The following is a 25681-nucleotide window of genomic DNA, read 5'->3' as shown; positions in this document are numbered from 1 at the left end:
GAGGCGACGAAAAAGCCAATCCGCCGCAGCAAGGATAACGCTCGTGCCCTAAGTTAGCGCCTATGGGGCGCTGTCCCGCCGGCTTCGGAAGTCCGGCACTCTATTCTGGCTCAGCTGGCCAGCGCTGCCTTGTTCGCTTCAAGAAACTGCTTCAGCGATTGCGGCTTCCTGCCTGAAAGCGTCTCGATCGCGTCGGTCACCATGTCGATGCGGCCGGTGCGCGTGTTGGTGTCGAAGGACGTGACGATTGGGGCAAAGCCCTCGGGAACGCCGGCAGCCTTCAGGCCCTCGGTCAACGCCTCGTCCGAAAGCTGGACGACCTCGATCGGCTTGCCGGTGACGTCGGTCACCAGGGCCGCGATCTCGGCGACGGTATGGGCCTGCGGACCGGTCAGCGTGTATGTCGTGCTTTCGGTGGCGCCCGAGGCAAGGCCGGCGGCGATCGCCGCGGCCATGTCGTCGCGAGCGCCATGGGCGATGCGGCCGTCGGCTGCGGATGTATACCAGTGTCCCGAGGCAATGGCGTGCGGCAGCGACATGAACAGGTTCTCCTGATACCAGCCGTTGCGGAAAATCGTGTAGGCGATGCCGCTCGCCTTGATCGCCTGCTCGGTCCCGTAATGATCGCCCGCAAACAGCACCGGCGATCCCGGCTCAGGATTGGGCATCGAGGTGTAGAGCAGATGCGAAACGCCGGCCTGCCGCGCGGCTGCGACGGCATTTTCGTGCTGCTTGAGGCGCTTGCCCCCAAGGTCGAGCTCGCCGGTCGAGACGATCAGGATCCTGTCGGCGCCCTTGAATGCTTCGACTAGCGATGCCGTGTCATCGAAATCGGCTTGCCTGATGATGACGCCGCGCGCTGCCAGCTCGGCGAGGTTTTCCGGATTGCGGGTGGCGGCGATGATGCGTGCGGGCGGAACCTTGAGCGTGTCCAGCAGATGATCGACGACGCCGCGGCCAAGCTGGCCGGAGGCGCCGGTGACGAGAAGGGTATCGGTCATGGGAAGTCCTGTCGTTGCGCCGGAGCGGCGGGTGCTTATATAAGTCTCAAAAAGAGACCAGCACTAAAATAGGAATTGACCGACCCTCGTAAAGAAGGCAGTTTTGCGGGAGGTAGGCAGGCGCAGGGAACCAGCGATGGACAGCAAGGTCGTCAGTCTGAAGTCGAAGCTCGAGATTTACAAAGCGTGCAGCGGCGGCGGCAACATTGCCGACTGTCCGGTGCGCGACGTGATCCAGGGCATCAGCAACAAATGGAGTTCGCTGCTGATGATGGCGCTGGCCGAAAAGCCGTACCGGTTCGGCGAATTGCGGCGGCTGGTGCCCGACATTTCACAGCGCATGCTCACCCAGACGCTGCACGATCTGCAGCGCGACGGCTATGTCCATCGCGAGGTCTTCCCGACCAAACCGCCGAGCGTCGAATACAGTCTGACCGATCTCGGACGCTCGATGTTCGGGCCCCTGCATCAGCTGCTCCAATGGGCCGAGCTCAATCATGGCGCGGTGCGCGCCGCGCGGAACGCTTTCGACGCTGCAGAGACCTGACGCACCGATACCAGGAGATACCAGAGCGACGGCTTGATTTGCCGATAGCGCTGAAAGATGGTCCGGCCTGGGCGAGACGATTCGGCGGCAATGGGCATTTCTCTGGACATCGCGATTGCCGGCGCCGGCCCGGCCGGACTGGCCGCGGCGCTCTATCTGAAGCGTGCCGGGCATCGGGTCACCATCTTCGAGCGCTTCGACGAGCCAAAGCCAGTCGGGTCCGGGCTGATCCTGCAGCCGACCGGGCTGACGGTGCTTGCCGATCTCGGCCTCATCGACGACATCCTGGCGCTGGGCAGCCGCATCGACCGCCTGCATGGCGCCGATGCGAAAACCGGCCGCACCGTGCTCGATGTCCGCTATGCTGCGCAGCGCCGCGGTCGTTTCGGGCTGGCGGTGCACCGGGCGGCCTTGTTCGGCGTGCTTTTCCGCGCCGTCCGGCGCCAGGCGATCGCCATCGAAACCGGCGTCGAGCTCGAGACGCTGGAAACCGGCGAACGGGCAACGCTGATCTGCGGCAACGGGCGAAGGATAGGGCCGTTCGATCTGGTCGTCGATGCCAGCGGTTCGCGCTCCAAATTGCGGCAGCGCGTAGGGAATTCGGGGGAGCCGCGGCCGCTCGCCTATGGCGCGTTCTGGGCGTCACTCGGCTGGCGCGGCGACGGTTTCGACGAGCACGCGCTGCTGCAGCGCTACGACAGAGCGAGCGTGATGATCGGCGTGCTGCCGATCGGCAGGCCGGAACCGGGCGTCGAGAAGATGGCGGCATTCTTCTGGAGCCTGAAGCCGGCGGATGCAGAGCAGGTCAGGGCGACAGGCCTCGACACCTGGAAGGCGAGGCTGGTTCGGCTGTGGCCCGAATGCGACGCGTTCACGCGCCAGATCGACAGTTTCGATCAGCTTTCGCTGGCGCGTTACGGCCATCACACGCTCAAGGTGCCGGCCGGACGGCGATGGGCGATCATCGGCGACGCGGCGCATTCGACCAGCCCGCAGCTCGGGCAAGGGGCGAACATGGCGCTGCTCGACGCGGCAGCGCTCAACTATGCGCTCATAGGAACGGATCGTGTCGATACTGCGCTGGAGGTCTATGTCCAGGCGCGGCGATGGCATGTCCGGGTGTTTCAGGCGCTGTCGCTGATGCTGACGCCGTTCTACCAGTCGGATTCGACCGTGATGCCGTTCGTCCGCGACAGGCTGGTGGCGTCGGTGGCAAAAATCCCGCCGGCGCCAAACATCCTTGCCTCGATGGTGGCTGGAACCGTGGTCGATCCGTTCAGGCGGATCGGTATCAAGGAAGCGCGGTGGCCGCCTGGTTGCGGCGGATGAGTTTCGAAAGGTGCGAACCCTTCGCTTGCAGAAATGCATGAAGGCGCTGTGGATAGTCCGGGGTGACGGCGTCCATCACCGACTTGCGTTCGTGCAATCGCTTTCGCCAGGCCTCGACACGCGGCTTTCCGCTCAGGATGCCGAACGCGCCGATCCGATCGAAGGCGTCGAAATAGCGGAAGACTGGCCCATAGACTGCATCGACCAGTGAAAAGCGCTCGCCAGCAAACCATGGCCCAGCCCGGCCAGCCGCCAGTTCCGCTTCGAGACGATCGAACATTGCCGACAGAGCTTCGCTTTCGGCAAGGAAGGCGGCCTCGGTCGGAGCGGAATAGAACCGACCAATGGCGTTGAGGATGGCCGAGCCGAACTCGATCCAGGCGCGATGCCGGGCGCGGGCCAGCGGGTCGGCAGGATGCAGTGGGTTGGCCAGCGTTTCCTCGAGAAATTCGAGGATGACCGCCGATTCGAAGATCACGGCTTCCTCGCCATTCTGCGGCACACGCAGCAGCGGTACCTTGCCGAGCGGCGATATCGCCTTGAACCAGGCCGGTTTGTTGGCGAGATCGATGGTGAGGCGTTCGAACGGAACGTCCTTTTCGGCGAGCGAGATCGCCGCGCGCTGCACATAGGGACAAAGGTGGTGGCTGACGAGAACGAGCTTGTCGGTCACCAGGCCGCCCGTCTCCGGGATGTCGGCGATCTCCGAAGTTTCATGCTTCATGACAGGGCCTTCCGATATAAATGCAGTTGCATCTATATAGATGCATTTGCATCCACTGGCAAGCTTGATGCAATTGCATCTATCGCCTATGCTGCATCATGACGGAGAATCCTTCGCCGGCGGCCATCAAAGCCTGGGCGCGCCTGATGCGCGTTTCGCGCCAGCTGCTGGAAAGAGCCGAAGACGCGCTGAAGGACGCCGGCTTGCCGCCGCTTGCCTGGTACGACGTGCTGCATGAGCTTGCCGAAGCCGGCGAGGGCGGCTTGCGGCCGTTCCAGCTGATCGAGCGCACGCTGTTTGCGCAGTACAACGTCTCGCGGCTGCTGGCGCGGCTCGAAGCGGACGGGCTGGTCGAGAAGCTCAGGGTTGCCGATGACGGTCGCGGACAGACTGTCCGCATTACGCGGAAGGGGCGCGAGACGCGCCGCCGGATGTGGGCCGTCTACGGGCGATCGATTGCCGAGCTGGTCGGCGCCAGGCTCTCCAATGATGACCTGGAAACCTTGTCGGCTCTGCTCGGGCGGCTGCGTCATCCGGCGATGCCGGAGTGATGTGGTCCGGCTGGCGCTGAAGGTCGCTTGCAGCGACGTCAGACACTTCCCCGGAGGAATGCCAGTGCCGCCAGCACGCCAAGCATGACGCGACCCAGATGCAGATTGCCCCATTTGACGATCAGCGCCCTCGCTTGCAGATTGACGGCGGCCGCGTCCATCGCCTCCAGCAACCGGTTTGTCGGCATCATTACGATCAGCGTCCATGGCCATGGCAGGATGATCAGCACCGCCCCCGTGAGATAGGCGAGACTGCCGGTCTGCCACCAGGCAACGACACCAAGAACACAGGCGACGACGGCAATCGACGCCTGCATAGCGGCGCCGCGCTTGTAGGAAGGCTGCCATTCCTGCAGCAGTGCACGGTCGTCGAGGCGAAGCCGCGCCGGTTGCTCGGCAACGCTGATATAGATGGCGGCGCCCGCGAAAGCGGCGGCAACAGTCAATGCAAGCAGGCCGACGAGCATTTTTCTCTCCGCGATAAGCCGTACGAGCGGTCGCCGTTTCGAGCGGTGGCCGTTCCGGCCTGGAAGTGTCAAAAAGCGGAGATAGGGCTTGCCCCGGGTCCGACAATACGTCATAGAGATGCCGAACCGTAACGTACGGTACGGTCCTGGCCGCCGCCGTCTCGAGCAGGAAAAGAGTTTGTTGCAGGCAAGCGTCGACATCGACACCAGCGAAGCGCTGACCGAGCGGCAGAAAGCCGTGCTCGACGCCGCACTTCGCCTGCTGGTCGAGGAGGGCGATCAGTTGACCATGACCGCGGTGGCGCGGCGGGCAAGCTGTTCCAAGGAAACGCTCTACAAATGGTTCGGCGATCGCGACGGGCTGTTGACGGCAATTGTTCAATGGCAGGCCTCCAAGGTGCGGGTGGTGCCGGTCGACGGCAAGGGGCTTAACCTTGCTTCGCTGACGGTGAGCCTCGCACGTTTCGCTTCGGACTGGCTCAAGGTGATTTCGAGCGACACATCGATCGCGCTGAACCGCGTCGCCATTGGCCGTGCCGGGTCGGGGAACGACGATCTTGGCGCCATCGTGCTGGAGAACGGGCGCTTCGCGCTGGCCCGGCGCCTGAAGCCGGTGCTGGAGGCCGGCCGGCAGGCCGGGCTTCTCGAGTTCTCGGATGCCGAAGAGGCATTCCGCACCTTTTTCGGGCTGGTCGCCCGCGACGTGCAGATCCGCCTGCTGCTCGGCGACCGGCTAAAATTGACGGATGCGGCGATTGGCGGCGATGCCGTCCGGGCGACGCAGCAGTTTCTCGCTCTTTACGGAGCAAAAACCGGGCCGCAAGGCCCCTAGAGCCGGATGATTTCAGGTCAAGTCGACCTGAAATCTGAATCCGGCTCTAAATCAAAGAGATAGAGCATGATGTCGTCCGAAAACCGCTTCACACTTTTCGGCATTATGCTCTGAATTCAAAAACGGGAAGGAAGAAAAATGCGTGTCTATTACGATCGCGACGCCGATCTCAACCTGATCAAGGGCAAGAAGGTCGCCATCATCGGCTATGGCAGCCAGGGCCGGGCGCATGCGCTCAATCTCAAGGATTCTGGCGTTGGGGAAATCGCCATCGGCCTCAAGGCCGGCTCGGCGACCGCCCAAAAAGTCGAGGCTGACGGGCTCAAGGTGATGAGCGTGGCGGACGCCGCCAAATGGGCCGACCTGATGATGATGGCGACGCCGGACGAGCTGCAGGCCGACATCTACAAGTCCGAAATCGCGCCGAACATCCGCGATGGTGCGGCGATCGCCTTTGCCCACGGCCTCAACGTGCACTTTGGCCTGATCGAGCCGAAGGCCTCGGTCGATGTCGTCATGATCGCGCCGAAGGGACCCGGCCACACGGTGCGCGGCGAATACCAGAAGGGCGGCGGCGTGCCGTGCCTGGTCGCGGTCAACCAGGATGCTTCGGGCAATGCGCTTGATCTCGCTCTGTCCTATGCCTGCGGCGTCGGCGGCGGCCGTTCGGGCATCATCGAGACCAATTTCCGCGAGGAATGCGAGACCGACCTGTTTGGCGAGCAGGTGGTGCTGTGCGGCGGTCTGGTCGAGCTGATCCGCGCTGGCTTCGAGACGCTGGTGGAAGCCGGCTACGCACCGGAAATGGCCTATTTCGAGTGCCTGCACGAGGTCAAGCTGATCGTCGACCTGATCTATGAAGGCGGCATCGCCAACATGAACTACTCGATCTCGAACACCGCCGAATGGGGCGAATATGTTTCGGGCCCGCGCATCATCACCGCCGAGACCAAGGCCGAGATGAAGCGCGTGCTGAAGGATATCCAGACCGGCAAGTTCACCTCGGAATGGATGCAGGAGTATCGCGCCGGCATGTCGCGCTTCAAGGGCATCCGCCGCAACAACGACAGCCATCAGATCGAGGAAGTCGGCGCCAAGCTGCGCGCGATGATGCCGTGGATTTCGAAGAACAAGCTGGTCGACAAGGCCAAGAACTGACCGAAATCCCGTTCGTTTCCTTGCGCGTCCTCGGGCTTCGCCCTGCGGGCGCGCGGAGATTTCGAAGAACAAATTGGTCGACAAGGCCAAGAACTGACCGAAATCCGCAATTTTATCGTTGCACAGGAAAAGCCGGCGGAGCGCTCCGCCGGCTTTACATGAAGGCCGTGTGGTTGGGTGGTTGGAGAATGCGGTTCAGGGGATCTAGCCGTAGTGCCAGTGGGGCTTTGGCTCGGTGCCGGTGAACATCACGCCGATGCGGTCCTCGCGGCGCCAGCGGACCACTGCCTTGTAGGCGATGCCGTCAGTCGGCACATAGAGCAGGAACTCGTCGGGCACGCGAGCGTCGATCGAGACCATCAATTCGGCGCCGGAGTCATGCATGTTGCGCACCGTGCACGTGACCTCGGACCTGGTGATGCCGGTCAGGATCGTCGCGCCCTTGAAGACGCGCTGCCTGCGTTTGTCCCTGTTTTCGTCTTCAGCCATCGCGCATAATCCCTGGTGCGATCGGCAGGATAATTAGGCCCGCCTGATAAACATAGCGTTATCGTCGGTGGCGAAACGATTTCGCGGTGCCCCGGCCCGGACAAAGAACAGTTCAGAAGAAGGCTGCGCCAGACGGAAACGGCGCCGCGAGGGGCGGCGCCGTCTGGAATGCATCAGTCGATCACCTATAGGGCGACCAGCATTGCCGGCGCGGGCCGTTATAGGGTTGGAACGTGTTGTCCCAGGTGCGATACGACCGGTATCGATTGTAGCACCAGCGGACATGGGCGCTCGAACCGTTGTTGTAGTAGCCCCGGTTGTAGTAACCCTGGTTGTAGTAGCCCTGGTTGTAGTAGCCCTGGTACAGGCTGCCAAGGCCGAACCCAAGCCCCAAGCCGAGAAGCGCGGCCGCGCCGTTGTCGTCGTCGTCGTAGTAACGGCCGTAATAGCCGCCACCGTAGTACCGGCCGTAATGGCCGCCACCGTAGTACCGGCCACGATTATGGCGCCAGTGCCGCCCACCGTTCCAGTTGCGGCGCCAGTGCCGCCCACCGTTCCAGTTGCCACGGTTCCAATTGCCACGGTTCCAGTTCCGGGAGAAATTACGGCCACGCATCCAGACGTTATTATTGCCGCCAGCCCAGCTCTCGCGCACGGGCACGATTTCGCGTGCCGCGGCAGCAGTTGGGAGCGGGACGTCAGGCTGAATGGGCCCGGCCATGGAAGGCGCCGAGAGGCCGGAAACAAGACCCAAGGTCAACATGCCCGATCGAATGGTAGTCAAAAAGAGCGGTTTCATTTCACTCTCCGAAGATTCAGGCCCCACTCAGACTAATCCTTAATCATGGACCTTTGCGTCTGAACGGAAGATGAACGGAAACGTTCCATCAACCATGAATGGGCATCGCCCAGCCTTGTTTTCGGCCGCGCTTGTGGGCAAAGGTCACCGCCATGTCGCTGCGCCTCGCCACCTTCAATGTCGAAAACCTGATGAACAGGTTCGATTTTTCCGGATACCGCAACCAGCTCAACGAGGATCGCACGCTGGCGCTCTTCGACATCCAGAGCGAGGCCGAATACAAGATGCTGGAGCAGGCGCGGGCGATCGCGCAATCCGACGATACGCGGCAGCTGACGGCATTGGCCATCGCCGCCACCCGCGCCGACATCATCTGCATGCAGGAGGTCGACAATATCGAGGCGCTGAAGGCTTTCGAACACGGCTATCTGTTCAGGATGGTCGGGCATGGCTACCGCCAGAAATACACCACCGCCGGCAATGATTCGCGCGGCATCGACGTCGCCGTGATGATGCGCAACGAGACCGCGCAGGGCCAGCCGATCGAATTCGTGCGCATGACAAGCCACGCCTATGTCACGTTCGAGCAGTTCGGCCTGCACACGCCGGAGCTGGCAGCGTTCGGGCATCAGGCCAACCAGCGCATCTTCAGGCGCGACTGCCTGGAAATCGACCTGACCGTCGGTGGCGTGCCGCTGACGCTCTATCTGGTGCATTTCAAGTCGATGGGCACGCCCCGCAACGGCCTCGACGGCCGCCAGGCGACGATGCCGCTGCGCATCGCCGAGGCGCAAGCGGTGCGCCGGATCATCGAGGAGCGTTTCGGTGGGGATCACGCCGCCGACAAATATTGGGCGATCTGCGGCGACATGAACGACTATCGGCAGCGCGTGAAGATCTCCGGCGACGCCTTTGACGGCTACCGCTTCGAGGTGATCGATGAGAGCCAGTCCTGCCTCAACGTGCTCACCGCCGGCGGCTTTTGCGAGAATGCGGTCGAGCGGCGCCCGGAAATGGACCGTTGGACCTTGTACCATACGCGCGGGCCGCAAGAGCGGCATCTGTGCCAGCTCGACTACATCCTGTTGTCGAAGGCACTGGCAGCCAGGAACGCGACCGCCGTTCCCGACATCATCCGCAACGGCCAGCCCTGGCGCACGATCTTTCCGGCAGGCCAGGAGGTGGACCGGTTTCCGCGTTGCGGCTGGGACCGGCCGAAGGCGTCGGACCACTATCCTGTGGCGATCACCCTTGAAATGACCTGAGGATCGTTTTCGTTGAGCTTCGACCTGCCGCGCAACATCATCCTTCCGGTCGACGCCGTCGATGTCAGGCTCGACCCCGGCCCGCATCCGTTCGAACGCGATAATGCGCAAGCGATCGCCGAGAATTGGCGGCGCGAGACCGGAGCCAACCCGGCGTTGTTCGACGGCACAGTGGTGCTGCTTTCGGCGCTCCGCTATCGCGACAACAGCCTCGTCGGTCGCTGCCATGCGGTGCGCTACTCGACCTTCATGCTTTGGCGCGGCAATCGCCAGGTGGCGGGGGCCGAGCACGCCTATGCCCATGCCATGCTGGTCGCCGGCGACAATGCGCTGGTGGCGATCCGCATGGCGTCGCACACCGTCAATGCCGGTCGCGTCTACTTCGCCGCCGGCTCGTTCGAGCCAACCGATTTCCGCGACGGCCTTGTCGATGTCGACTTCAACATGATCCGCGAGGTGCAGGAAGAAACCGGCCTCGACCTTGCCGGCGCGGCGCGCGGCAGGCGCTACTATGCCCTGTCGACGGCAACCGGCACGGTGATCTTTCGCCGCTATCGCGAAGCGGCATCCGCCGACGAGATCGCGCAGCGCATCAGCGCCTTTGTCGCCACCGAGGCAGAGCCGGAGATCGACGGGCCTGTCATCATCCGCAGTGCCGATGACCTGCCGGACGGGCTGATGCCGCACATGAAGCCACTGATCGAGTGGCATTTTGCCGACAAGGACTAACGCATCGGGCCGAAAATCGGAATCGATTTTCGGAAAGCACGATGCGCAGATTCAAAGTGTTAGAGCGTACTTTGTGCGTCCAAGTGGACGCACGTCGCTGTTTCGAAGTGTTAGAGCGTACTTGTGCGTCCAAGTGGACGCACGTCGCTCTAATGACGCATTTTGTTTTCGATGGTTTTGCGGTCGTAGCGGGCGGCGACGAAAAACAGCATGACGCCGATACCCAGCACCGCACCCATCGCCGTTCCCATCGTCTGACCGACAACCTGCTGGAAGTCGGCGGTGACATGATCGGGGTTGGCCATGCCATAGCTGGCCAAGTACCACCAAAGCCCCGCCAATGCGGCCTCGATGATCACCGTCACCAAAGCCACTCGCTCTTTCTTGCTCATCCCACTATCCCCCTATCCCCAAGGCGATTGCTAGCACCGCGGGCTGTTCCGCGACAGGGGCAGGGCGACGGCCGCGTCAATATTTTGGGGACATCTGAAGGCGACGCACGCCGCGCCGCGCTATTCATGCCTCAGCGCGTCGATCGGATCGAGCCGCGCGCCGCGCAGCGCCGGGAAGAAACCGAATACCATGCCGATCAGCGCCGAGAAGCCGACGGCGAGCAGGATCACCGCCGGGCTTGGCGCAAACGGGATGGCCAGCGTCAGCGAGGCGACGCCGGCCAGCGCCAGGCCGATCAGGATGCCGATGATGCCGCCGAGCAGCGACAGCACGGTCGCCTCGACGAGGAACTGGATGAGGATGTGCTTTTCATGCGCGCCGATGGCCAGCCTTATGCCGATCTCGCGGGTGCGCTCGGTGACCGACACCAGCATGATGTTCATGATGCCGATGCCGCCGACCAACAGGCTGACGCCGGCGACCGCTCCCAGCATGCCGGTCATCGTAGTGGTGGCGCTCGCCATGGCGTCGGCAATCTGGGTCATGTCGCGTATCGAGAAGTCGTCTTCGCGGTCCGGCGGGATGCGGCGTGCATCGCGCAAGATGTCCTCGACGCGCGGCAGCAGCTCGGTGGTCGGCGTCCTGTCGTCGGCGGCGACGTAGATCGAATCGATGTCGCGGTTGCCGGCGATCCGACGCTGGTAGGCGGCGAGCGGCATCAGCACGACATTGTCCTGGTCCTGGCCGAAGCCGGTATAGCCCTTCGGCTCGAGCAGGCCGATGATCTTGCACGAGGTGCGGTTGACGCGAATGATCTCGCCTTCGGGGTCGCCGGCGCCGAAGAACTGCTGGCGCACGGTTTCGCCGATCAGGCAGACGCCGGTGCCCGAGCGGATTTCAGAATCGCTGAACGGTCGGCCCGAGACCAGCTTCCAGTCGCGCGCATCGAGATAGGCGCTGTCGGTGCCGGTGACACCCGACGTAAGGCTTTCGGTGCCGAAGATGACACGGACCTGCTTTTGCGAGGCAGGCGAGATGGCGCGGGCGCCGCTCAGATGGGTGACGAGCGCGGCAAGTTCCTTGCTGCCGAGCGGACGTGTGGCCTGGTCGAGCCCTCCCGGTCCGCCGGGTCCGGCCGGACGGCCGGGGCGGACAACCAGCAAATTGCTGCCGAGCTTGGAAATGTCGGCCTTTACCTTTTCAGTGGTGCCCGAGCCGATGGTGAGCATGGCGATGACGGCCGCAACGCCGATGACGATGCCGAGCAGCGTCAGAAACGAGCGCAGCACGTTGCGGCGCACTGAAAGCAGCGAGAGGCGGACGGTTTCCCAGATCATGGTTACACCACCTCAAGGTTCATGGCATCGGAGGCGACGTGGCCGTCGAGGAAGCGAATTGTGCGCTCGGCATAAGCAGCGACATCGGCCTCGTGGGTGACCATGGCGATGGTCAGGCCAAGCTCGGTGTTCAGCCGCGTCAGCAGCTCCATGATCTCGTGCGTGCGTGCGGTGTCGAGATTGCCGGTCGGTTCGTCGGCGACGAGCAGGGTCGGCCTGGTGACGATGGCGCGCGCGATCGCCACGCGCTGCTGCTGGCCGCCGGAGAGCTCGGCCGGCGTGTGGTGCTCGCGGCCGACAAGGCCGACCTCGGCCAGCGCCTTCATCGCGAGGTCGTGACGCTCGCGGGCGGCGACGCCGCGATAGATCAGCGGCAGTTCGACATTCTCCACCGCGGTGGTGCGCGGCAGGAGATTGTAGCCCTGGAAGACGAAGCCGACATAGAGATTGCGCAGCATGGCGCGGCGGTTGCGGTCGAGGCGGCCAGCATCGATGCCCATGAAGCTGTAGGTTCCGGCCGTCGGCGTGTCGAGGCAGCCGATGATGTTCATCGCCGTCGATTTGCCCGAGCCGGACGGACCCATGATGGCGACGGATTCGCCGCTGCGGATGGCAAGATCGACGCCAGCCAGCGCATGCACCGTGGCCTCGCCCTGGCCATAGCTCTTCCAGACCTTGTCGAAGGTGATGAGCAGCGAGCCTGACATGATTTCAGCTCCGCTGCTGCGCTGCGATGATGACTTGCGCACCTTCTGCGAGACCGGAGGTGATCTCGGTCAGCTCGCCATCGGTGGAGCCGACTTTGACGTTGACCGGCCGGGGCCGGCCATTCTCCAGCACGTAGAGCGTGCGCGAGCCGTCGGTGGGCTGCGCCGTCGCCTGGCGCTGGCGGTTGCCGCGTGGACGGCCCATACGGCCCGTGAACAGGTCGCTCAGGCTCCACGCTCGGGCAGTGGATGCCGCCGGCCGGTAACGGAAAGCTGTCGACGGCACGGTGAGCACGCCCTTGGCCTGCCTGGTGACGACCGAAACGGTGGCAGTCATCCCGGGCCGCAACAGCAGCTCGTTGTTGTCGACCTCGAACCGCGCGTCGTAGGTGACGACGCCGTCGGTGGTGACCGAGGCATAAGAGATGTCGCGGATCTCGGCATCGAACGGCCGCTCGGGAAAGGCGTCGACGGTGAAGCGGGCATGCTGGCCGGGCTTGACCGCGCCGATGTCGGCCTCGTCGACCGCTGCCTTCAACTCCATGTTCCTCAGGTCGGCGGCGATGACGAACAGCACCGGCGCTTGCAGCGAGGAGGCAACCGTCTGGCCGGGATCGACCGAGCGCGTGAGAACGATGCCGTCGATGGGCGCATAGATGGTGCTTTTGGCGAAGTCCGTCTGCTGCGCCTTGAGATCGGCATTGGCGATGGCCAGATTGGCTTTGGCGCTGTCGAGCGCTGCCTTTGAGCGGTCGCGCGTCGCTGTCGCCGCTTCAAGCGACTGGTCAGTCGCCATGCCGCGCTTGGTGAGCGCCGCCGCGCGCGCAACCGCCCTTTCGTTTTCGGTGAGGGTTACGGTGGCGGTCTCGACATTGGCGGCCGCCGCCTTGGCGGAAGCCTCGGCGCGCTCGATCTGCACCTCCAGCTTGGTGGTGTCGAGCGCCGCCAGCACATCGCCCTTCTTCACCTGCTGGTTCTCGTTGACCGCGACCGAGCGGACGACGCCGGACAGTTCGCTCGAAATGTCGACTTGGGTGAGCGGCTGCAGCGTGCCGGTCGCCGATACTTCGACCGTGAGGTCGGCGACAGCGGCCGGCACAGTGGTATAGTCGATCTTGGCGGGAGACGCGGCATACCATTGGTACCCCGCCAGGCTTGCGGCGACGACGACCAGCACAAGCAGGCCATAAAGCCAGCCGCGACGCCGTTTCTTCTTCAGACCCAGGCGGTCGAGCCCGAGTGCCGTCTTTATGTCGGAAGTGGATTCCGTCTTTGGCAGATTGACAATCTGGTCCACGCCGGACCCCTATAATACCAGTGATGTCCCAACCGGTGCACTGATCAGGCCGAATGGTTCAAATATCAAATTAAATTTCGCCCATGTTTGGGCCCCTGTTGGGATTGAGGCAGAAGGCTTTCTACAATGCTGACCCGGAATTACTTACTTTACGACGTGTTCACCACCGAGCGGCTGGGCGGCAATCCGCTGGCCGTCGTGCTTGACAGCAAGGGACTGGACACAGCCGCGATGCAGGCTATCGCGGGCGAGTTCAACCTGTCGGAAACCGTTTTCGTGCTGCCGCCCGACAATCCCAAGCACCGCGCCCGCATCCGCATCTTCACGCCCGACCATGAGATGCCGTTCGCCGGCCATCCGACGGTGGGCGCTGCGATTGCACTTGCCGAAATGGCTGGCGATGGCGACACCGCCGGCATCTTCGTCCTGGAAGAAAACATCGGCCCGGTGCGCTGCGCCGTCAGCAAGCACGCTGGCGCCAGCTTTGCCGAGTTCGACCTGGCCAAACTGCCGGAGCAGCTGGAATTGTCCGCCGACCCGGAGGCGATCGGGGCGGCACTTGGCCTGGGGCCGCACGAAATCGGCTTCGAAAACCACCGCGTCTCGTTCTGGTCGGCCGGCGTGCCCTACGTGACCATTCCGGTCGCCGATCTGGAGGCGGCGGCCCGGATAAGGCTGGATAACCAGGCGTGGTCGGAACTGGCCCCCCGCAAGAGCGATTGGGCCCTCGCCAGCCCGTATGTCTATTGCCGCGAGACGGTGAACCACGACAGCGCCTTTCATGTCCGCATGATCGTGCCGGGCAATCCATCCTATGAAGATCCGGCGACCGGTTCGGCGGCGGCCGCCTTCGCCGGCGCTATCATGCATTTCGACGGTCCGAGAGAGGGTGTTTCCCAGCGTTGGATCGAACAAGGGCTGGAGATGGGGCGGCCTTCGCGCATCCGCCTCGAACTGAATGTCGAAGGCGGCAAACTGGCCGCCGCCCGCATCGGCGGCCATGCCGTCAAGGTGGCGGAAGGCCGGATGTTCGTCTGATCGCGATCGGCTCGAGCCGATTTGTCGGGAAATGAATCCGGCAGGGCTGGACATGGCGGATGGCGGCGGCTATATGCCCGCCGACGCTGGTTTTACCGGCGAGTGGGTGCGTAGCTCAGTTGGTAGAGCAGCTGACTCTTAATCAGCGGGTCACAGGTTCGATCCCTGTCGCACCCACCATTTAATCCGTTGATATTACTCGCTTTCTCGCTGCCTGAAAGAGTGTCGCGAACATAGCGGTTCCAAATCTGACGGTTAGTTTCCAATTCGCGTTCGGTTCCAGTTGCAGCCTCAGCCTTTGGGCGGCTTGGACACGTCTTCTTCCGACATGGGCTTTTCTGGTCCGGCGTTCTCGCCAATACCGGACTTGTGGGCAAAACTATAGAGAAGGCCTGCCGCGACCAGCACCAAAAGCGTGCCGAGTGCCGCCACTTGCCACAGACCGAGCCCGCAGGCCACGCCGATTGCCCCGGAGAGCCACATGCCAGCCCCGGTCGTCAGCCCGTGAACCTCGCCCTTCGAAAACAAAATCGTTCCGGCAGCAAGGAACGCGACGCCGGCGGTGACCGCTTCGACAACGCGAATCGGATCGACCCTTACGGAATCCTGCTGAAACATCGGCGCGTGAATAATTTCAATCGTCAGAATACCGAAGGTAGCCGCCGCCACGCAGACCAGGATATGGGTGCGAAGCCCGGCAGGCCGATTTCGCCATTCGCGTTCGAAGCCGATCGCCGCACCGAAGATCGACGCCAAGAGAAGCCTCGCCGCAATAACGGGAAACGGGACGTATGTCGGATGGCCGAATTCCTGGAGAAGCTGTTGCATGCGTAACCCGGGCTGACCGGCCACAACGTGCTCGGGCCGGCCAGGTTCCCCAGGGCAAGACTTGATTCCAAGTTGACGAGATTACTTCTCTGAAACACTGGCCTCGGCAAAGCTTGCCATGCGGGCATGGCATTCGAGCGCGGAGCGGACGATGTTGACGGCGAGGCAGGCGCCGGAGCCTTCGCCGAGCCGCATGCCGAGGTCGAGCAGCGGCGGCAGGCCGAGCGCCTCGAGCAGCCGGCGATGGCCGGATTCGGCCGAGACATGGGCGGCAAGCGTGTGGGCGAGGCCGGCGGGGTGCAACCTTGCCAAGGGCGCGGCGGCGGCGGTGCAGACGAAGCCGTCGAGCAGCACCGGCACGCCTGAATGGCGCGCGGCCAGCGTCGCACCGAAAATGGCGGCGAGTTCGCGCCCGCCAAGGGCTGCCGCGATCCCCAGCGGGTCGGCAAGGGCCTCGGCGTGGCGCTTGAGGCCGGCTTCGATGGCAGTGATCTTGCGCACCAGGCCGGCATCGTCGACGCCGGTGCCGCGCCCGGCCCATTTTTCCGCGCCGCCGCCAAAAAGGGCGGCCGAGATGGCTGCCGCCGGCGTGGTGTTGCCGATACCCATTTCGCCGAAACAGACGAGGTCGAGGTCTTTGGTCACCGCGCCGTAGCCGGCCGAGACGGCGGCGAGGAAGGCTTCGCCGTCCATTGCCGGCACTTGCGTGAAATCGCCGGTCGGATAATCGAGGTTGAGCGGAATGACATCGAGCTCGGCACCGGCAATGCGGGCAAGCTGGTTGATGGCGGCGCCGCCGCCGGCGAAATTCGCCACCATCTGCACGGTGACTTCCGACGGGAAGGCCGACACGCCCTGTGCGGTGACGCCGTGGTTGCCGGCAAAGACCAGGACTTTTACGCGATCGAGCCGCGGTATGTCGCGGCCCTGCCAGCGGGCCAGCCATGCGGCTATGGATTCCAATCGGCCAAGGCTGCCTTGCGGCTTGGTCAGCGTGTCCTGGCGGCGGGCGACCGCATTTGCCGCGGCGTCGCTGCCGGCAGGCAGATCGAGGCAGGCCGCGCGCAATTCATCAAGCGATTTGAAAGGCATGGGGGAAAAATCTCCGAAACAGAGTCAGGAAAGGCAAACGGAAGCGACGAGCAGGATTGCGATCTCGCCAGACTGCTGCAGCGCGCCGACCGTGTCGCCGGACTGGCCGCCGATCTGGTTGCGGCACAGCTCGCGGAAGGCGGCAAACAAAAGACCGAGCAGGATGAATGCGGCGACCGCGCCACCGAACCCTAGCAGCAGCAGCGCGACGGCGCCGAGCACGGCGCCGGCAATGGCGGTTTCGGCCGAGACGGGGCCTGCATCGGCCGAGAGGCCGTCGCTGCGCGCCGCCGGCAACAGATGCATGAAAGCGCCGAACAAGCCGCGCGAGGCGGCATGCGCGGCAATCAGAGCCCAGAACACGTACGCCGGGCCGGCGAATTCCGAAAGCACGCTCCAGCGGATAAGCAGCGACAGGGCGAGCGCGCAGGCGCCATAGGCGCCGATGCGGCTGTCGCGCATGATCTCCAGTTTTTTCTCGCGTGTCCTGCCGCCGCCAAAGCCGTCGGCGACATCCGAAAGCCCGTCCTCATGCATGCAGCCGGTGGCGAGCAAGGTTGCGGCCAAGGTCAGTGCTGCTGCCGGGCCGGCGGCAAGACCGAGCCAGGTCCCGACCGCGTAGACCAAGCCGCCGATCAGCGCGACGGCAAGGCCGGCGACCGGCGCCGCCCAGATCGCGGCAGCAAGGCTGCGGTCCCGAAAATCGACGACCGGCAGCGGCAGCCGGGTGAAGAAGACGACGCAGAGCGCGATGTCATCGAGGATTTGCCGAGTGGAGAGTGTCATGTTCTGGAGTTTGAGCATGATCTATTCCGAAAACCGGGCCCACTTTTCGGGATCATGCTCTAGCCTCTCGCAATGGCATGGAAGAACGTGCCGCTGACATGGCCGCGGCGGTAGCCGGAGGTGCCGAGCGGATTGCCTTGGCCATCAGCGAGGTCGGCCAAGGGTTCGTCACTGCCGGTGGCAATCATCTGCGCATAGTGGAATTCGTGGCCGCGGATCAGCGCGCCTCGGTCTCCCAGCGGACAATCGGCGCGCAGCCGCGCCTCGCGGTAGCCGAGGTTCATCTTTCGCTTGGCAAAGCTGGTCGAGTGACCGAGCAGGCCGAGCATGGCGTGCGTCTCGCCCGATGCGTCCTCCAGCGCTTTGCCGAGCACCATGAAGCCGCCGCACTCGCCATGCACCGGCCGTGTTGCCGCAAACGCCTCGATGCCGGCCCTGAAATTCGCAGCCGCCGCAAGCCGGCCGGCGTGAAGCTCGGGATAGCCGCCGGGCAGCCAGCAGACATCGCAATTTTCGCCGGGCGCTTCGTCGGCAAGCGGCGAGAAGCGGATGATTTCAGCCCCTGCCTTGCGCCAATGCGCGGCGACATGCGGATAGAGGAAGGTGAAGGCGGCATCCTCTGCCAGTGCGATGCGCTGGCCGGGCGGTGGCAGCGCGTCGCCGTAACTGCCGGTAGCGGGTGCGAAGGGCGCCGCCAGCGCCATGATGGCGTCGAGATCGAGCGAGCGTTCGACCATGTCGGCCAGCCGGTCGAGATGCGCCATCAGATTCTCGTATTCGCCGGCCTGGACGAGGCCGAGATGCCGCTCCGGCAGGTCGATCGAGGGATCGCGCAGGATCGCGCCGACCACCGGCAGGCCGATCGCCTCGATCGCGTCGCTGCAGAGACGTCGGTGGCGCTCGCTGCCCAGCCGGTTGAGCACGACGCCGGCCATGCGCACATCGGGGTCATAGCTGGCAAACCCCTTGGCGACGGCTGCCGCCGTGGTCGACTGTCCGGAAACGTCGAGCACCAGCAGCACCGGCAGGCCGTAGAGCCGTGCGAGATCGGCCGCCGAGCCGGTGCGGCCCGGAGCAACCGGAATCCCGTCGAACAGGCCCATGGCGCTTTCCAGGAAGATGAAATCGGCATCTTCAGTTGCGTCGCCGGCCAGCGCGTTGAGCAAAGCAGGCGGCATCGCCCAGCTGTCGAGATTGACGCCGGAAAGGCCTGTCGCGGCGGTGTGGAAACCTGGGTCGATATAATCGGGGCCGGATTTGGCGCCGCGCACCTTGAGGCCGCGCCGGGAAAGCGCGCGCAAGATACCGATGGTGACGCTGGTCTTGCCCGAGCCTGAGCGCGGCGCGCCGATGATGATCGCGCGGGTCATGGCTCGCCCGCCAATGCCGCGCGCATCGCGACGATGCCGCCGACGACGATCAGCGCCGGCGCGGTCAACCCGGCGGCGGCCGCCTCCTCGGCAATGGTGGCGAGGGTGGCGACGACGATGCGCTCCTGCGGCGTCGTCGCGGCGACGATCACTGCAGCAGGCGTCGAAGGCGGCAGGCCGCCGCCAAGCAGCGAGGCTGATATCAACGGCAGATTGGCCATGCCCATATAGACGACGACCGGCTGGCCGGTGCGGGCGATTGCTTTCCAGTCGAGGTCGTCGTCGGTGCCGGCGGCGTGGCCGGTGGCCAGGATCACCGCCTTGTTGATGCCGCGCATGGTGGCCGGGATGCCGGCTCCGGCAAGCGCGCTGAGGCCCGAGGTCAGGCCGGACAGCACGCGGAACGGGATGTTTTGGCGCGCCAGCGCCAGCGCCTCTTCGCCGCCGCGGCCGAAAATATAGGGGTCGCCGCCTTTCAGCCTGACGACGCGGCGGCCTTCTCGCGCCAGCCGCACCAGCAAAGCGGTGATGTCGTCCTGCTTCATCGACGGTTGGCCGCCACGCTTGCCGGCGTAAAAAAGCACGGCGCCCGACGCCACTGCCACGATATCGGGAGAGACCAGTGCGTCGTAGACGAGGGCATCGCACTGCCCAAGTGCGGCCAGCACTTCCAGCGTCAGGCAGCCGGGATCGCCAGGGCCGGCGCCGGCCAGCCAGACATGGCCGGGCTCAAGCTGGCGCGGCTTGAAGTTGAGCCGGGCCAAAGCCTGTTCGATCGTGGTGTTTCCTCTGTTGTTTCCGGTGCCGTCGTTCACAATCCGTCCCGTCCGCGAAAACGCCGCTGGTAGTGGGCGTCGTAAAGTGAACTCTCGCCAAAGTTTTCCGCTGCCAGCGAGCGGCCGACAAAGATGATTGCCGTGCGCTCCATCGGATCGGCGGCCAGTTGCGCCTCGATCGTCGCCAGCGTGCCGGTCAGCACGCGCTCGTCCGGCCAGGAGGCACGGAAGACGACCGCTACCGGGCAATCGGCGCCATAGAACGGCGTCAGCTCGGCGACGATGCGGTCGATGACGTGGATGGCAAGATGAATGGCGAGCGTCGCGCCGGTGCGGCCGAAGCCGGCCAGGGTTTCGCCAGGCGGCATTTTGGACGCGCGGCCGGAGATGCGGGTCAGCACCAGGCTTTGCGCGACTTCGGGAATGGTCAGCTCGCGGCGAAGCACTGCCGCGGCAGCCGCGAAGGAGGGCACGCCCGGCGTCAGCGTATAGGCGATGCCGTGCTTCTCCAGCCGGCGGATCTGCTCGGCGACAGCGCTCCACACCGACAGGTCGCCGGAATGCAGGCGGGAGACATCGTGGCCGGCCTGGTGGGCCGCCAGGTACTCCGCTTCGATCTCGTCGAGCGACATCGGCGCGGTGTCGATCAGCTTCGTGCCGGGCGCGCAGTGCTGCAACAGTTCCGGGGCGACGATCGAGCCGGCATAGAGGCAGACCGGGCAGCTTGCCAGCAGCCGGCTGCCGCGCAAGGTGATGAGGTCGGCCGCGCCCGGTCCGGCGCCGATGAAGTGGACGGTCATGCGGCGTCTCCGCTGATGGCGATGGCGCAGGTGACCGGGCCAAGCACGGTGCGCGGCCCGAGCAGTTTTGCGCCTTTGCCCGCGGCAGCAAGCGCCGAGGCTTCGGAAACCGACGGCGTGCCGGCACGCGCCTGCGACAGGTCGGAACGGCTGATTGCGCGCGGCGACGCGGCCTCGAGCGCAGCGTCCTCGACAACGATCACTGGAAGAGCGAGTTCGCGGCCCGCAGAGAAGATTGCCTGCTCGTCCTGCTTCTGAGAAGCGGTGGCGAGCGCCGAAAGCGCCGTCATCGCCAGCCCATGTGCTTCCAGAACGGTTTCTATGGCGGCAAGCACATCCCTTGCGCTGACGCCCTTGCGACTGCCGATGCCCGCGACCATCATGGCTTGACCCAGCTCCATTGGCTGACCGGCATGGCCGGCCGCCAGGCCTGCATCGAGCCAACCGGCGAAGCGCGGGATAGTGCGATGCGGGTGAGATCGCCGCCGAGCGACGCGTGACGGGCGAGCAGCAGCGCCTCCATCTCCAGCGTCACCGCATTGGCGACCAGCCGGCCGCCAGCACGCAGGGCCTCGAGGGCCGTTTCCAGCACGCCGGTATCGCTGCCGCCACCGCCGATGAAGATCGCGTCCGGCGTCTCCAATCCGGCGAGCGCCTGCGGCGCCGAGCCTTCGACGACGGCAAGACCGGGGACGCCGCAGGCGGAACCGTTGCGGCGGATGCGGGCGGCGCGGGTTGGATCGGCCTCGATGGCAACGGCGCGCATCGTCGGATGGGCGAGCATCCATTCGATGCCGATGGAGCCGGAGCCGGCGCCGATGTCCCACAGCAACTCGCCGCGCCTGGGGGCGAGGGCCGACAGGGTGATGGTGCGCACCTCGCGCTTGGTGATCTGGCCGTCATGCTCGAACAAGTGATCGGCAAGGCCCGATGTCAGCGGCAGGATGCGTGCTTCCGAAGTTGAGTCAACTTCGACCGCCAGCACGTTGAGCGGATTGATCTTTTCGATATCGAAGGCGTCCGCGCGCGCCAAGCGCAACCTTTCGTTCGGGCCGCCCAGCGCCTCAAGTGACGTCAGCTGCGAGGCACCGAAGCCGAGCTCGGTCAGCAGGCGCGCAATCGCCGCCGGCGCATCGCCGTCCGAGGTCAGCGCAAGGATGCGGCTGCCCGGATGCAGCACCGGCCGGATCAGGTCGAGCGGGCGGCCGTGCAGCGAAATGGTCTCGATATCCTGCAGCGCCCAGCCGAGGCGGGCGGCGGCCAGCGACATGGCCGAAGGCGCGGGGATGACGCGCATCTCCTCCGCCGCCACCTTGCGAGCAAGGGTGACGCCGACCCCATGGAAGAACGGATCGCCTGAAGCCAGCACGCAGACGCGTCCGCCGGAAAGCGCCAGCACGTCGCGCATCTCGGCATCGAAAGGGGTCGGCCAGGCACGGGCTTCGCCTTTGGCGAGCGACACGACGAGCGCAAGGTGGCGCGTGCCGCCGAAGACGAATTCGGCCTCGGCGATCAGCCGCTTGGCCTCGTCGCCGAGACCCGCTACACCGTCCTCGCCGATGCCGACGATTGTGAGCCATTTTGGTGTTGGCTGTTTATTGTTTGACATGCCGCGCCGCCCCTCATCCGCCTGCCGGCACCTTCTCCCCGTATAGTGACGGGGAGAAGGGAACTGGCCGCAACGCTGGCGTCCCCCTCTCCCCGTCCTTCACGGGGAGAGGGTAAGGGTGAGGGGCAGCTCGGCGTGGCCTGACGTGGTGCCAATGAAGCGCATTCTGATCCTCGGCGGAACCACCGAAGCCCGGCAACTGGCGGGAAAGCTGGCCGCGCGTGCCGATCTTGCGATCACATTGTCGCTGGCCGGCCGCACTGAAAATCCTGTCGCGCAAGGCGTGCCGACGAGGGTAGGCGGTTTCGGCGGCGCCGACGGGCTGTCGGCGTTTCTTCGCGACACCCGTATCAAGCTGCTGGTCGACGCCACGCATCCCTATGCGGCGCAAATCTCGGCCAATGCCGCGGCAGCGGCGCGAGAGGCCGGCGTGCCGATCGTCGCGCTCCGGCGCCCAGGCTGGGAGCCGGCCGAAGGTGACCCCTGGAGGCTGGTCGACAGCGTTGCCAGCGCGGTGACGGCGCTGGCCACTGCGCCGCGCCGCGTCTTCCTGGCGCTCGGCCGGCAGGAGGTCGCCGCGTTCGAGGCGGCGCCCCAGCATCATTATCTGATCCGCAGCGTCGACCCGGTCGAGCCAAGGCTCGCTGTGCCCGACGCGGCCTATCTCCTGGCGCGCGGGCCGTTCCGGGAAGCCGACGAACAGGCACTGCTTCGGGAACACCGCATCGATGTCGTCGTGTCCAAGAACAGCGGCGGCGAGGCGACCTACGGCAAGATCGCCGCAGCGCGGGCGCTTGGCATCGAGGTGCTCATGATCCGCAGGCCGGCGCTGCCGGACGTTGCGTCGGCTGAAACCGTCGAAGCGCTTGCCGCGATGGTCGATCATTTTCTTGGGCCCGCCGCCGAACGCGGCGTGTAGACCAGCGCCGGTCTTTCGCCGCGCTTGATGATCCTGGTTTCCGGCGAGCCGATGATGATGCAGGTCGCCATGTCGGCCTTTTCCGCATCGGCGTCCGCCAGCAGAAAAATCTCGATGCGCTCGTCGGGACGGCCGGCGGCACGGCCGAAGACGACCGGTGTGGTGCCCGGCAGGATCGCAGTCAGGCATTTGAAGGCGCGGCCAAGCTGCCAGGGGCGCGCCTTGCTGATCGGATTGTAGAGCGCGATGACGAAGCCAGCGCCGGCCGCAGCCAGCAGCCGCAATTCGATGAGATCCCATGGCTTTAGATTGTCGGACAACGAGATGGCGCAGAAATCATGGCCGAGCGGTGCGCCGATGCGGGCCGCGACCGCGAGCATGGCAGTGATGCCGGGCAGCATCGAAACGTCAACGGCACGCCATTCGGCTGGGCCGGCCTCGATCGCCTCGCAGACGGCTGCCGCCATGGCAAAGACGCCGGGGTCGCCGCCCGAGACAACGGCGACATTGTGGCCCTGCGCAGCCATTGCCAGCGCATCCTTGGCGCGGGACAGCTCCTCGCGATTGTCGGAGGCGACGCGGGTCTGGTCCGGGCGCAGGTCGAGCCGGTCGAGATACGGCTTGTAGCCGTAGAAGAATCTTGCCTCGGCGACGGCGCGGCTTGTCTCCGGCGTCACCTGGTCGGCATTGCCGGGTCCGAGGCCGACAACGGTCAGGCGGCCACTCATGCTTCGGCTCCCGATGCGGCAGGCCGGCCGGACCAGCCGGCGACCAGCACGATGGCGAAGTAGGGTGCGTTGTCGTCCTGCTTGTCGGCCAGCCGCATCGAAACGCCGCCCGGCATGGTGCCGCGCTCGACATAGACGGCACGCGCCAGCTTGTCGGTCGCCTCCAGCGCGCGCCTGATCTTGGGCAGGTTGCGGCCAACCTTCATGATGACGGCAGCATCGGTGTCGGCGAGGCGGCGGGTCAGGTCGAATTCGCTCATCGTGCCCGGCAGCACGGTCAATACATCGTCGCCCTGGACGATCGGCGTTCCGGTCGCCGACCAGCAGCCGGACATGGCAGTGACGCCGGGAATGACCTCTGTTGGAAAGCGGTGCGCCAGCCTGACATGCAGGTGCATGTAGGAGCCGTAGAACAGCGGGTCGCCTTCCGAAAGCACCGCGACCATCCTGCCGGCGCTGAGATGCTCGGCGACCTTTTCGGCCGACTCCTCGTAGAAATCCGCTATCTGCGACCGATAATCGCTGTGATCCTTGTCGATTTCGGTGGTGACGGGATAGAGCAGCGGCAACTCGATCAAATCAGGACGAAAATGCGCGCCGACGATGGCGCGCGCGTTGCTGTTGTTGCCGCGCTTGGCGAAATGCGCCACCACGTCGGCCTCGGCCAGCGCGCGCACGGCCTTGAGCGTCAGCAGCTCGGGGTCGCCGGGACCGGTGCCGACGCCGACAAGCCTGCCTTTTACAATCGCGTTCACAGGCCCGGCCTCGCCAATGCGTTGAGCGCGGCGGCGGTCATGGCGCTGCCGCCCAGCCTGCCGCGCACGATCGCGTAGGGCACGCCGTAAGAATTCTCGGCCAGCGCGTCCTTCGATTCGGCAGCACCGACGAAACCGACCGGCATGCCGATGATAACAGCCGGTTTCGGCGCACCGTCGCGCAGTCTCTCCAGCAGGTAGAAAAGTGCGGTCGGCGCATTGCCGATGGCGACGACCGAGCCGGCCATGCGCTCGCCCCACAATTCAATGGCTGCGGCCGAACGGGTGTTGCCGATCTTTTTCGCTATGTCGGACGTCCGCGGGTCACGCAGCGTGCAGATCACCTCGTTACCGGCCGGCAACCGGGCGCGCGTGACACCATGTGAGACCATCTCGGCATCGCAGAAGATCGGCGCGCCGGCCGCCAGTGCCGCGCGGGCGGCGGCAACAAAAGCTTGCGAAAAAACAAAGTTCTGCGCGGCCTCGACCTGGCCGCAGGCATGAATCATGCGGATGGCGACATCGGCTTCGGCATTGGAAAAGCGCGACAGGTCGGCCTCGGCGCGAATGAGGGCGAAGGAGCGCTCATAGATCGCCGTGCCGTCATGGATGTAGTCGTAGGGGGCGGGCATGTTCATTCCTGTCGGTAGAGTTCGGTGACACCAGCCGCGCCAAGCCTTGTCAGGCAGGCGGCGGTGGTCTCGCCTCGAAATCGTGCCTCGCGGATCGCTGCGGCAATGCGGCCAACGCCGCGCGCGGCGTCATAGCCTGGCCTGTATCCGGCGGGAAGGGCCTTCGCCGTCCCGTCCACGACAAGTCCGGCCTCGTTTTCGCCGCCGACCAGTGTCAGCGCCGCCGGGCCGGGATGGGCACAGCCCTTGGCGCAGCCGGAAATGTGCAGGGTGACGGAGGCATCGAGGAGGTCGCGGTTTTCTGCGGCGATGGTTTCGGCGATGTCGCGCGTGGCGATCCGGCCGGAGGCGCAGGCCGGCGCACCGGGGCAAGCGGCGATCCTGGTGCGCGGATCGGCTGCGTCGGTGACGAAGCCGAGGGTGGTGGCGGCCTGCTGGAGCGAGCGGCAGGCGGTCGGGGAGAGGCCGAGGAAAAGCAGCGCGCGGTGTGGCGCCAGACGGATTTCGGCCGCGTCAAGGGTGAGGGCGTATTGGGTGAGTGCGATGAGTTTTTGCGCCGGCATGCTGCCGAAGGGCAGGCCGATGCCGAGGGCGGTGCCGGCTGTCAGATCGAAAACGCCAATGGGGAAGCGAGCCGCCACAGGAAGGCGCTCCACGGCGCCCCCCTCTGTCCTGCCGGACATCTCCCCCACGAGGGGGGAGATTGCGCCCTCATCGCCGGTT

At 65.1% G+C, this 25681-nt stretch carries 29 protein-coding genes, 1 tRNA gene and 1 pseudogene; 10 read left to right on the top strand and 21 right to left on the bottom strand.

Features of this window, described 5'->3' with window-relative positions:
* Window positions 1–110 precede the first annotated feature (110 nt).
* Window positions 111–1001 (bottom strand): SDR family oxidoreductase, encoded by an 891-nt coding sequence (locus tag AC0L2Z_RS32260; protein ID WP_473630291.1) that lies wholly within the window; start codon window positions 999–1001, stop codon window positions 111–113.
* A gap of 136 nt (window positions 1002–1137) precedes the next feature.
* On the opposite strand from AC0L2Z_RS32260, the gene AC0L2Z_RS32255 reads away from it, so the two are divergent.
* Both AC0L2Z_RS32255 and AC0L2Z_RS32250 read left to right on the top strand, forming a co-directional pair.
* On the top strand, window positions 1138–1548 hold the full coding sequence (locus AC0L2Z_RS32255; protein ID WP_287071492.1) for a winged helix-turn-helix transcriptional regulator: 411 nt from the start codon (window positions 1138–1140) through the stop codon (window positions 1546–1548).
* Window positions 1549–1605: 57 nt separating this feature from the next.
* Entirely contained in the window at window positions 1606–2877 is a 1272-nt protein-coding gene (locus AC0L2Z_RS32250; protein WP_473630290.1) for an FAD-dependent oxidoreductase, read from the top strand.
* On the opposite strand, the gene AC0L2Z_RS32245 is transcribed toward AC0L2Z_RS32250, so the two are convergent.
* Complete coding sequence (locus tag AC0L2Z_RS32245) at window positions 2840–3601, bottom strand: glutathione S-transferase family protein (RefSeq protein WP_084833688.1); 762 nt, start codon at window positions 3599–3601, stop codon at window positions 2840–2842. The two genes, AC0L2Z_RS32250 and AC0L2Z_RS32245, sit on opposite strands and share 38 nt — an antisense overlap.
* Window positions 3602–3699: 98 nt before the next feature.
* Here AC0L2Z_RS32245 and AC0L2Z_RS32240 point away from each other — a divergent pair, with 98 nt between their 5' ends.
* Window positions 3700–4152, top strand: a complete 453-nt coding sequence (locus AC0L2Z_RS32240) for a MarR family winged helix-turn-helix transcriptional regulator (protein WP_023798820.1) — start codon at window positions 3700–3702, stop codon at window positions 4150–4152.
* 38 nt (window positions 4153–4190) lie between these two features.
* On the opposite strand, the gene AC0L2Z_RS32235 is transcribed toward AC0L2Z_RS32240, so the two are convergent.
* A complete protein-coding gene (locus tag AC0L2Z_RS32235; RefSeq protein WP_023798821.1) occupies window positions 4191–4619 on the bottom strand; it encodes an anthrone oxygenase family protein in 429 nt (142 codons plus the stop codon).
* A 178-nt stretch (window positions 4620–4797) separates the two neighbouring features.
* On the opposite strand from AC0L2Z_RS32235, the gene AC0L2Z_RS32230 reads away from it, so the two are divergent.
* Window positions 4798–5451: a TetR/AcrR family transcriptional regulator gene (locus AC0L2Z_RS32230; RefSeq protein WP_023798822.1), complete on the top strand. Its 654-nt coding sequence runs from the start codon at window positions 4798–4800 to the stop codon at window positions 5449–5451.
* A gap of 138 nt (window positions 5452–5589) precedes the next feature.
* Entirely contained in the window at window positions 5590–6609 is a 1020-nt protein-coding gene (gene ilvC, locus AC0L2Z_RS32225; protein ID WP_023798824.1) for a ketol-acid reductoisomerase, read from the top strand.
* A gap of 204 nt (window positions 6610–6813) precedes the next feature.
* On the opposite strand, the gene AC0L2Z_RS32220 is transcribed toward ilvC, so the two are convergent.
* Together AC0L2Z_RS32220 and AC0L2Z_RS32215 are read right to left on the bottom strand one after the other, a co-directional pair.
* Window positions 6814–7098 (bottom strand): PilZ domain-containing protein, encoded by a 285-nt coding sequence (locus AC0L2Z_RS32220; RefSeq protein WP_287317112.1) that lies wholly within the window; start codon window positions 7096–7098, stop codon window positions 6814–6816.
* 181 nt (window positions 7099–7279) lie between these two features.
* Complete coding sequence (locus AC0L2Z_RS32215) at window positions 7280–7897, bottom strand: BA14K family protein (protein ID WP_128167037.1); 618 nt, start codon at window positions 7895–7897, stop codon at window positions 7280–7282.
* Window positions 7898–8049: 152 nt separating this feature from the next.
* On the opposite strand from AC0L2Z_RS32215, the gene AC0L2Z_RS32210 reads away from it, so the two are divergent.
* Together AC0L2Z_RS32210 and AC0L2Z_RS32205 are read left to right on the top strand one after the other, a co-directional pair.
* Window positions 8050–9162, top strand: a complete 1113-nt coding sequence (locus tag AC0L2Z_RS32210) for an endonuclease/exonuclease/phosphatase family protein (protein WP_473630289.1) — start codon at window positions 8050–8052, stop codon at window positions 9160–9162.
* A 12-nt stretch (window positions 9163–9174) separates the two neighbouring features.
* A complete protein-coding gene (locus AC0L2Z_RS32205) occupies window positions 9175–9891 on the top strand; it encodes a hypothetical protein (RefSeq protein ID WP_473630288.1) in 717 nt (238 codons plus the stop codon).
* 149 nt (window positions 9892–10040) lie between these two features.
* Here AC0L2Z_RS32205 and AC0L2Z_RS32200 read toward each other — a convergent pair whose 3' ends face one another.
* The 4 genes from AC0L2Z_RS32200 to AC0L2Z_RS32185 form a co-directional block, all read right to left on the bottom strand.
* The gene (locus AC0L2Z_RS32200; protein ID WP_023798829.1) at window positions 10041–10283 is read right to left on the bottom strand and encodes a hypothetical protein; all 243 of its coding nucleotides are present in this window, start codon (window positions 10281–10283) and stop codon (window positions 10041–10043) included.
* A gap of 120 nt (window positions 10284–10403) precedes the next feature.
* Window positions 10404–11621, bottom strand: a complete 1218-nt coding sequence (locus tag AC0L2Z_RS32195; protein WP_473630287.1) for an ABC transporter permease — start codon at window positions 11619–11621, stop codon at window positions 10404–10406.
* 2 nt (window positions 11622–11623) lie between these two features.
* Complete coding sequence (locus tag AC0L2Z_RS32190; protein ID WP_031254763.1) at window positions 11624–12328, bottom strand: ABC transporter ATP-binding protein; 705 nt, start codon at window positions 12326–12328, stop codon at window positions 11624–11626.
* 4 nt (window positions 12329–12332) lie between these two features.
* Window positions 12333–13625 carry an efflux RND transporter periplasmic adaptor subunit gene (locus tag AC0L2Z_RS32185; RefSeq protein WP_473630286.1) on the bottom strand — a complete coding sequence of 431 codons (1293 nt, stop codon included), beginning with the start codon at window positions 13623–13625 and terminating at the stop codon, window positions 12333–12335.
* Between the two features lie 126 nt (window positions 13626–13751).
* On the opposite strand from AC0L2Z_RS32185, the gene AC0L2Z_RS32180 reads away from it, so the two are divergent.
* Together AC0L2Z_RS32180 and AC0L2Z_RS32175 are read left to right on the top strand one after the other, a co-directional pair.
* A complete protein-coding gene (locus tag AC0L2Z_RS32180) occupies window positions 13752–14663 on the top strand; it encodes a PhzF family phenazine biosynthesis protein (protein WP_287327690.1) in 912 nt (303 codons plus the stop codon).
* Between the two features lie 104 nt (window positions 14664–14767).
* Window positions 14768–14843: transfer RNA gene (locus AC0L2Z_RS32175), tRNA-Lys, on the top strand.
* A gap of 111 nt (window positions 14844–14954) precedes the next feature.
* Here AC0L2Z_RS32175 and AC0L2Z_RS32170 read toward each other — a convergent pair.
* The 8 genes from AC0L2Z_RS32170 to cbiE all read right to left on the bottom strand — a co-directional run bounded on the left by AC0L2Z_RS32170 (window position 14955) and on the right by cbiE (window position 21924).
* Window positions 14955–15491, bottom strand: a complete 537-nt coding sequence (locus AC0L2Z_RS32170) for an MgtC/SapB family protein (RefSeq protein WP_473630285.1) — start codon at window positions 15489–15491, stop codon at window positions 14955–14957.
* Between the two features lie 81 nt (window positions 15492–15572).
* Window positions 15573–16583: a nicotinate-nucleotide--dimethylbenzimidazole phosphoribosyltransferase gene (gene cobT, locus AC0L2Z_RS32165; protein WP_473630284.1), complete on the bottom strand. Its 1011-nt coding sequence runs from the start codon at window positions 16581–16583 to the stop codon at window positions 15573–15575.
* 24 nt (window positions 16584–16607) lie between these two features.
* Window positions 16608–17387: an adenosylcobinamide-GDP ribazoletransferase gene (locus AC0L2Z_RS32160; RefSeq protein ID WP_473630283.1), complete on the bottom strand. Its 780-nt coding sequence runs from the start codon at window positions 17385–17387 to the stop codon at window positions 16608–16610.
* A gap of 41 nt (window positions 17388–17428) precedes the next feature.
* A complete protein-coding gene (locus tag AC0L2Z_RS32155; protein ID WP_473630282.1) occupies window positions 17429–18739 on the bottom strand; it encodes a cobyrinate a,c-diamide synthase in 1311 nt (436 codons plus the stop codon).
* Window positions 18736–19554, bottom strand: coding sequence for a uroporphyrinogen-III C-methyltransferase (gene cobA / locus AC0L2Z_RS32150; RefSeq protein WP_473630281.1), 819 nt, complete (start codon window positions 19552–19554; stop codon window positions 18736–18738). The genes AC0L2Z_RS32155 and cobA overlap by 4 nt, the downstream gene beginning before the upstream one ends.
* The gene (gene cobM / locus AC0L2Z_RS32145; RefSeq protein WP_473630280.1) at window positions 19551–20315 is read right to left on the bottom strand and encodes a precorrin-4 C(11)-methyltransferase; all 765 of its coding nucleotides are present in this window, start codon (window positions 20313–20315) and stop codon (window positions 19551–19553) included. The genes cobA and cobM overlap by 4 nt, the downstream gene beginning before the upstream one ends.
* Window positions 20312–20698: a cobalamin biosynthesis protein gene (locus AC0L2Z_RS32140; protein WP_023798839.1), complete on the bottom strand. Its 387-nt coding sequence runs from the start codon at window positions 20696–20698 to the stop codon at window positions 20312–20314. Before AC0L2Z_RS32140 ends, cobM begins: the two co-directional genes overlap by 4 nt.
* Window positions 20695–21924 (bottom strand): precorrin-6y C5,15-methyltransferase (decarboxylating) subunit CbiE, encoded by a 1230-nt coding sequence (gene cbiE, locus AC0L2Z_RS32135; RefSeq protein WP_473630279.1) that lies wholly within the window; start codon window positions 21922–21924, stop codon window positions 20695–20697. Before cbiE ends, AC0L2Z_RS32140 begins: the two co-directional genes overlap by 4 nt.
* A 154-nt stretch (window positions 21925–22078) precedes the next feature.
* Between cbiE and AC0L2Z_RS32130 the strand changes: the two genes are divergently transcribed.
* Window positions 22079–22843 (top strand): cobalt-precorrin-6A reductase, encoded by a 765-nt coding sequence (locus AC0L2Z_RS32130; RefSeq protein ID WP_473630278.1) that lies wholly within the window; start codon window positions 22079–22081, stop codon window positions 22841–22843.
* Here AC0L2Z_RS32130 and AC0L2Z_RS32125 read toward each other — a convergent pair.
* The 4 genes and pseudogenes from AC0L2Z_RS32125 to AC0L2Z_RS32110 form a co-directional block, all read right to left on the bottom strand.
* On the bottom strand, window positions 22807–23571 hold the full coding sequence (locus tag AC0L2Z_RS32125) for a precorrin-3B C(17)-methyltransferase (protein ID WP_473630277.1): 765 nt from the start codon (window positions 23569–23571) through the stop codon (window positions 22807–22809). The genes AC0L2Z_RS32130 and AC0L2Z_RS32125 overlap by 37 nt on opposite strands.
* Window positions 23568–24326, bottom strand: coding sequence for a precorrin-2 C(20)-methyltransferase (locus tag AC0L2Z_RS32120; protein WP_473630276.1), 759 nt, complete (start codon window positions 24324–24326; stop codon window positions 23568–23570). The genes AC0L2Z_RS32125 and AC0L2Z_RS32120 overlap by 4 nt, the downstream gene beginning before the upstream one ends.
* Window positions 24323–24964 (bottom strand): precorrin-8X methylmutase, encoded by a 642-nt coding sequence (locus tag AC0L2Z_RS32115; RefSeq protein ID WP_473630275.1) that lies wholly within the window; start codon window positions 24962–24964, stop codon window positions 24323–24325. The genes AC0L2Z_RS32120 and AC0L2Z_RS32115 overlap by 4 nt, the downstream gene beginning before the upstream one ends.
* A pseudogene (locus AC0L2Z_RS32110) lies at window positions 24961–25681 on the bottom strand (precorrin-3B synthase); the annotation flags it as partial. The pseudogene AC0L2Z_RS32110 and the gene AC0L2Z_RS32115, both read right to left, overlap by 4 nt.

The sequence above is a fragment of the Mesorhizobium sp. WSM4850 genome, from assembly GCF_055811735.1.
This window is presented reverse-complemented; position numbering and strand designations above follow the sequence as displayed.

Excerpts from the sequence above, each read along its gene's own strand:
- AC0L2Z_RS32260 (WP_473630291.1), bottom strand. The coding sequence starts at position 1,001 with ATGACCGATACCCTTCTCGTCACCGGCGCCTCCGGCCAGCTTGGCCGC.
- AC0L2Z_RS32255 (WP_287071492.1), top strand. The coding sequence starts at position 1,138 with ATGGACAGCAAGGTCGTCAGTCTGAAGTCGAAGCTCGAGATTTACAAA.
- AC0L2Z_RS32250 (WP_473630290.1), top strand. The coding sequence starts at position 1,606 with ATGGTCCGGCCTGGGCGAGACGATTCGGCGGCAATGGGCATTTCTCTG.
- AC0L2Z_RS32245 (WP_084833688.1), bottom strand. The coding sequence starts at position 3,601 with ATGAAGCATGAAACTTCGGAGATCGCCGACATCCCGGAGACGGGCGGC.
- AC0L2Z_RS32240 (WP_023798820.1), top strand. The coding sequence starts at position 3,700 with ATGACGGAGAATCCTTCGCCGGCGGCCATCAAAGCCTGGGCGCGCCTG.
- AC0L2Z_RS32235 (WP_023798821.1), bottom strand. The coding sequence starts at position 4,619 with ATGCTCGTCGGCCTGCTTGCATTGACTGTTGCCGCCGCTTTCGCGGGC.
- ilvC (WP_023798824.1), top strand. The coding sequence starts at position 5,590 with ATGCGTGTCTATTACGATCGCGACGCCGATCTCAACCTGATCAAGGGC.
- AC0L2Z_RS32220 (WP_287317112.1), bottom strand. The coding sequence starts at position 7,098 with ATGGCTGAAGACGAAAACAGGGACAAACGCAGGCAGCGCGTCTTCAAG.
- AC0L2Z_RS32215 (WP_128167037.1), bottom strand. The coding sequence starts at position 7,897 with ATGAAACCGCTCTTTTTGACTACCATTCGATCGGGCATGTTGACCTTG.
- AC0L2Z_RS32210 (WP_473630289.1), top strand. The coding sequence starts at position 8,050 with ATGTCGCTGCGCCTCGCCACCTTCAATGTCGAAAACCTGATGAACAGG.
- AC0L2Z_RS32200 (WP_023798829.1), bottom strand. The coding sequence starts at position 10,283 with ATGAGCAAGAAAGAGCGAGTGGCTTTGGTGACGGTGATCATCGAGGCC.
- AC0L2Z_RS32195 (WP_473630287.1), bottom strand. The coding sequence starts at position 11,621 with ATGATCTGGGAAACCGTCCGCCTCTCGCTGCTTTCAGTGCGCCGCAAC.
- AC0L2Z_RS32190 (WP_031254763.1), bottom strand. The coding sequence starts at position 12,328 with ATGTCAGGCTCGCTGCTCATCACCTTCGACAAGGTCTGGAAGAGCTAT.
- AC0L2Z_RS32180 (WP_287327690.1), top strand. The coding sequence starts at position 13,752 with ATGCTGACCCGGAATTACTTACTTTACGACGTGTTCACCACCGAGCGG.
- AC0L2Z_RS32170 (WP_473630285.1), bottom strand. The coding sequence starts at position 15,491 with ATGCAACAGCTTCTCCAGGAATTCGGCCATCCGACATACGTCCCGTTT.
- cobT (WP_473630284.1), bottom strand. The coding sequence starts at position 16,583 with ATGCCTTTCAAATCGCTTGATGAATTGCGCGCGGCCTGCCTCGATCTG.
- AC0L2Z_RS32160 (WP_473630283.1), bottom strand. The coding sequence starts at position 17,387 with ATGCTCAAACTCCAGAACATGACACTCTCCACTCGGCAAATCCTCGAT.
- AC0L2Z_RS32155 (WP_473630282.1), bottom strand. The coding sequence starts at position 18,739 with ATGACCCGCGCGATCATCATCGGCGCGCCGCGCTCAGGCTCGGGCAAG.
- cobM (WP_473630280.1), bottom strand. The coding sequence starts at position 20,315 with ATGACCGTCCACTTCATCGGCGCCGGACCGGGCGCGGCCGACCTCATC.
- AC0L2Z_RS32140 (WP_023798839.1), bottom strand. The coding sequence starts at position 20,698 with ATGATGGTCGCGGGCATCGGCAGTCGCAAGGGCGTCAGCGCAAGGGAT.
- cbiE (WP_473630279.1), bottom strand. The coding sequence starts at position 21,924 with ATGTCAAACAATAAACAGCCAACACCAAAATGGCTCACAATCGTCGGC.
- AC0L2Z_RS32130 (WP_473630278.1), top strand. The coding sequence starts at position 22,079 with ATGAAGCGCATTCTGATCCTCGGCGGAACCACCGAAGCCCGGCAACTG.
- AC0L2Z_RS32125 (WP_473630277.1), bottom strand. The coding sequence starts at position 23,571 with ATGAGTGGCCGCCTGACCGTTGTCGGCCTCGGACCCGGCAATGCCGAC.
- AC0L2Z_RS32115 (WP_473630275.1), bottom strand. The coding sequence starts at position 24,964 with ATGAACATGCCCGCCCCCTACGACTACATCCATGACGGCACGGCGATC.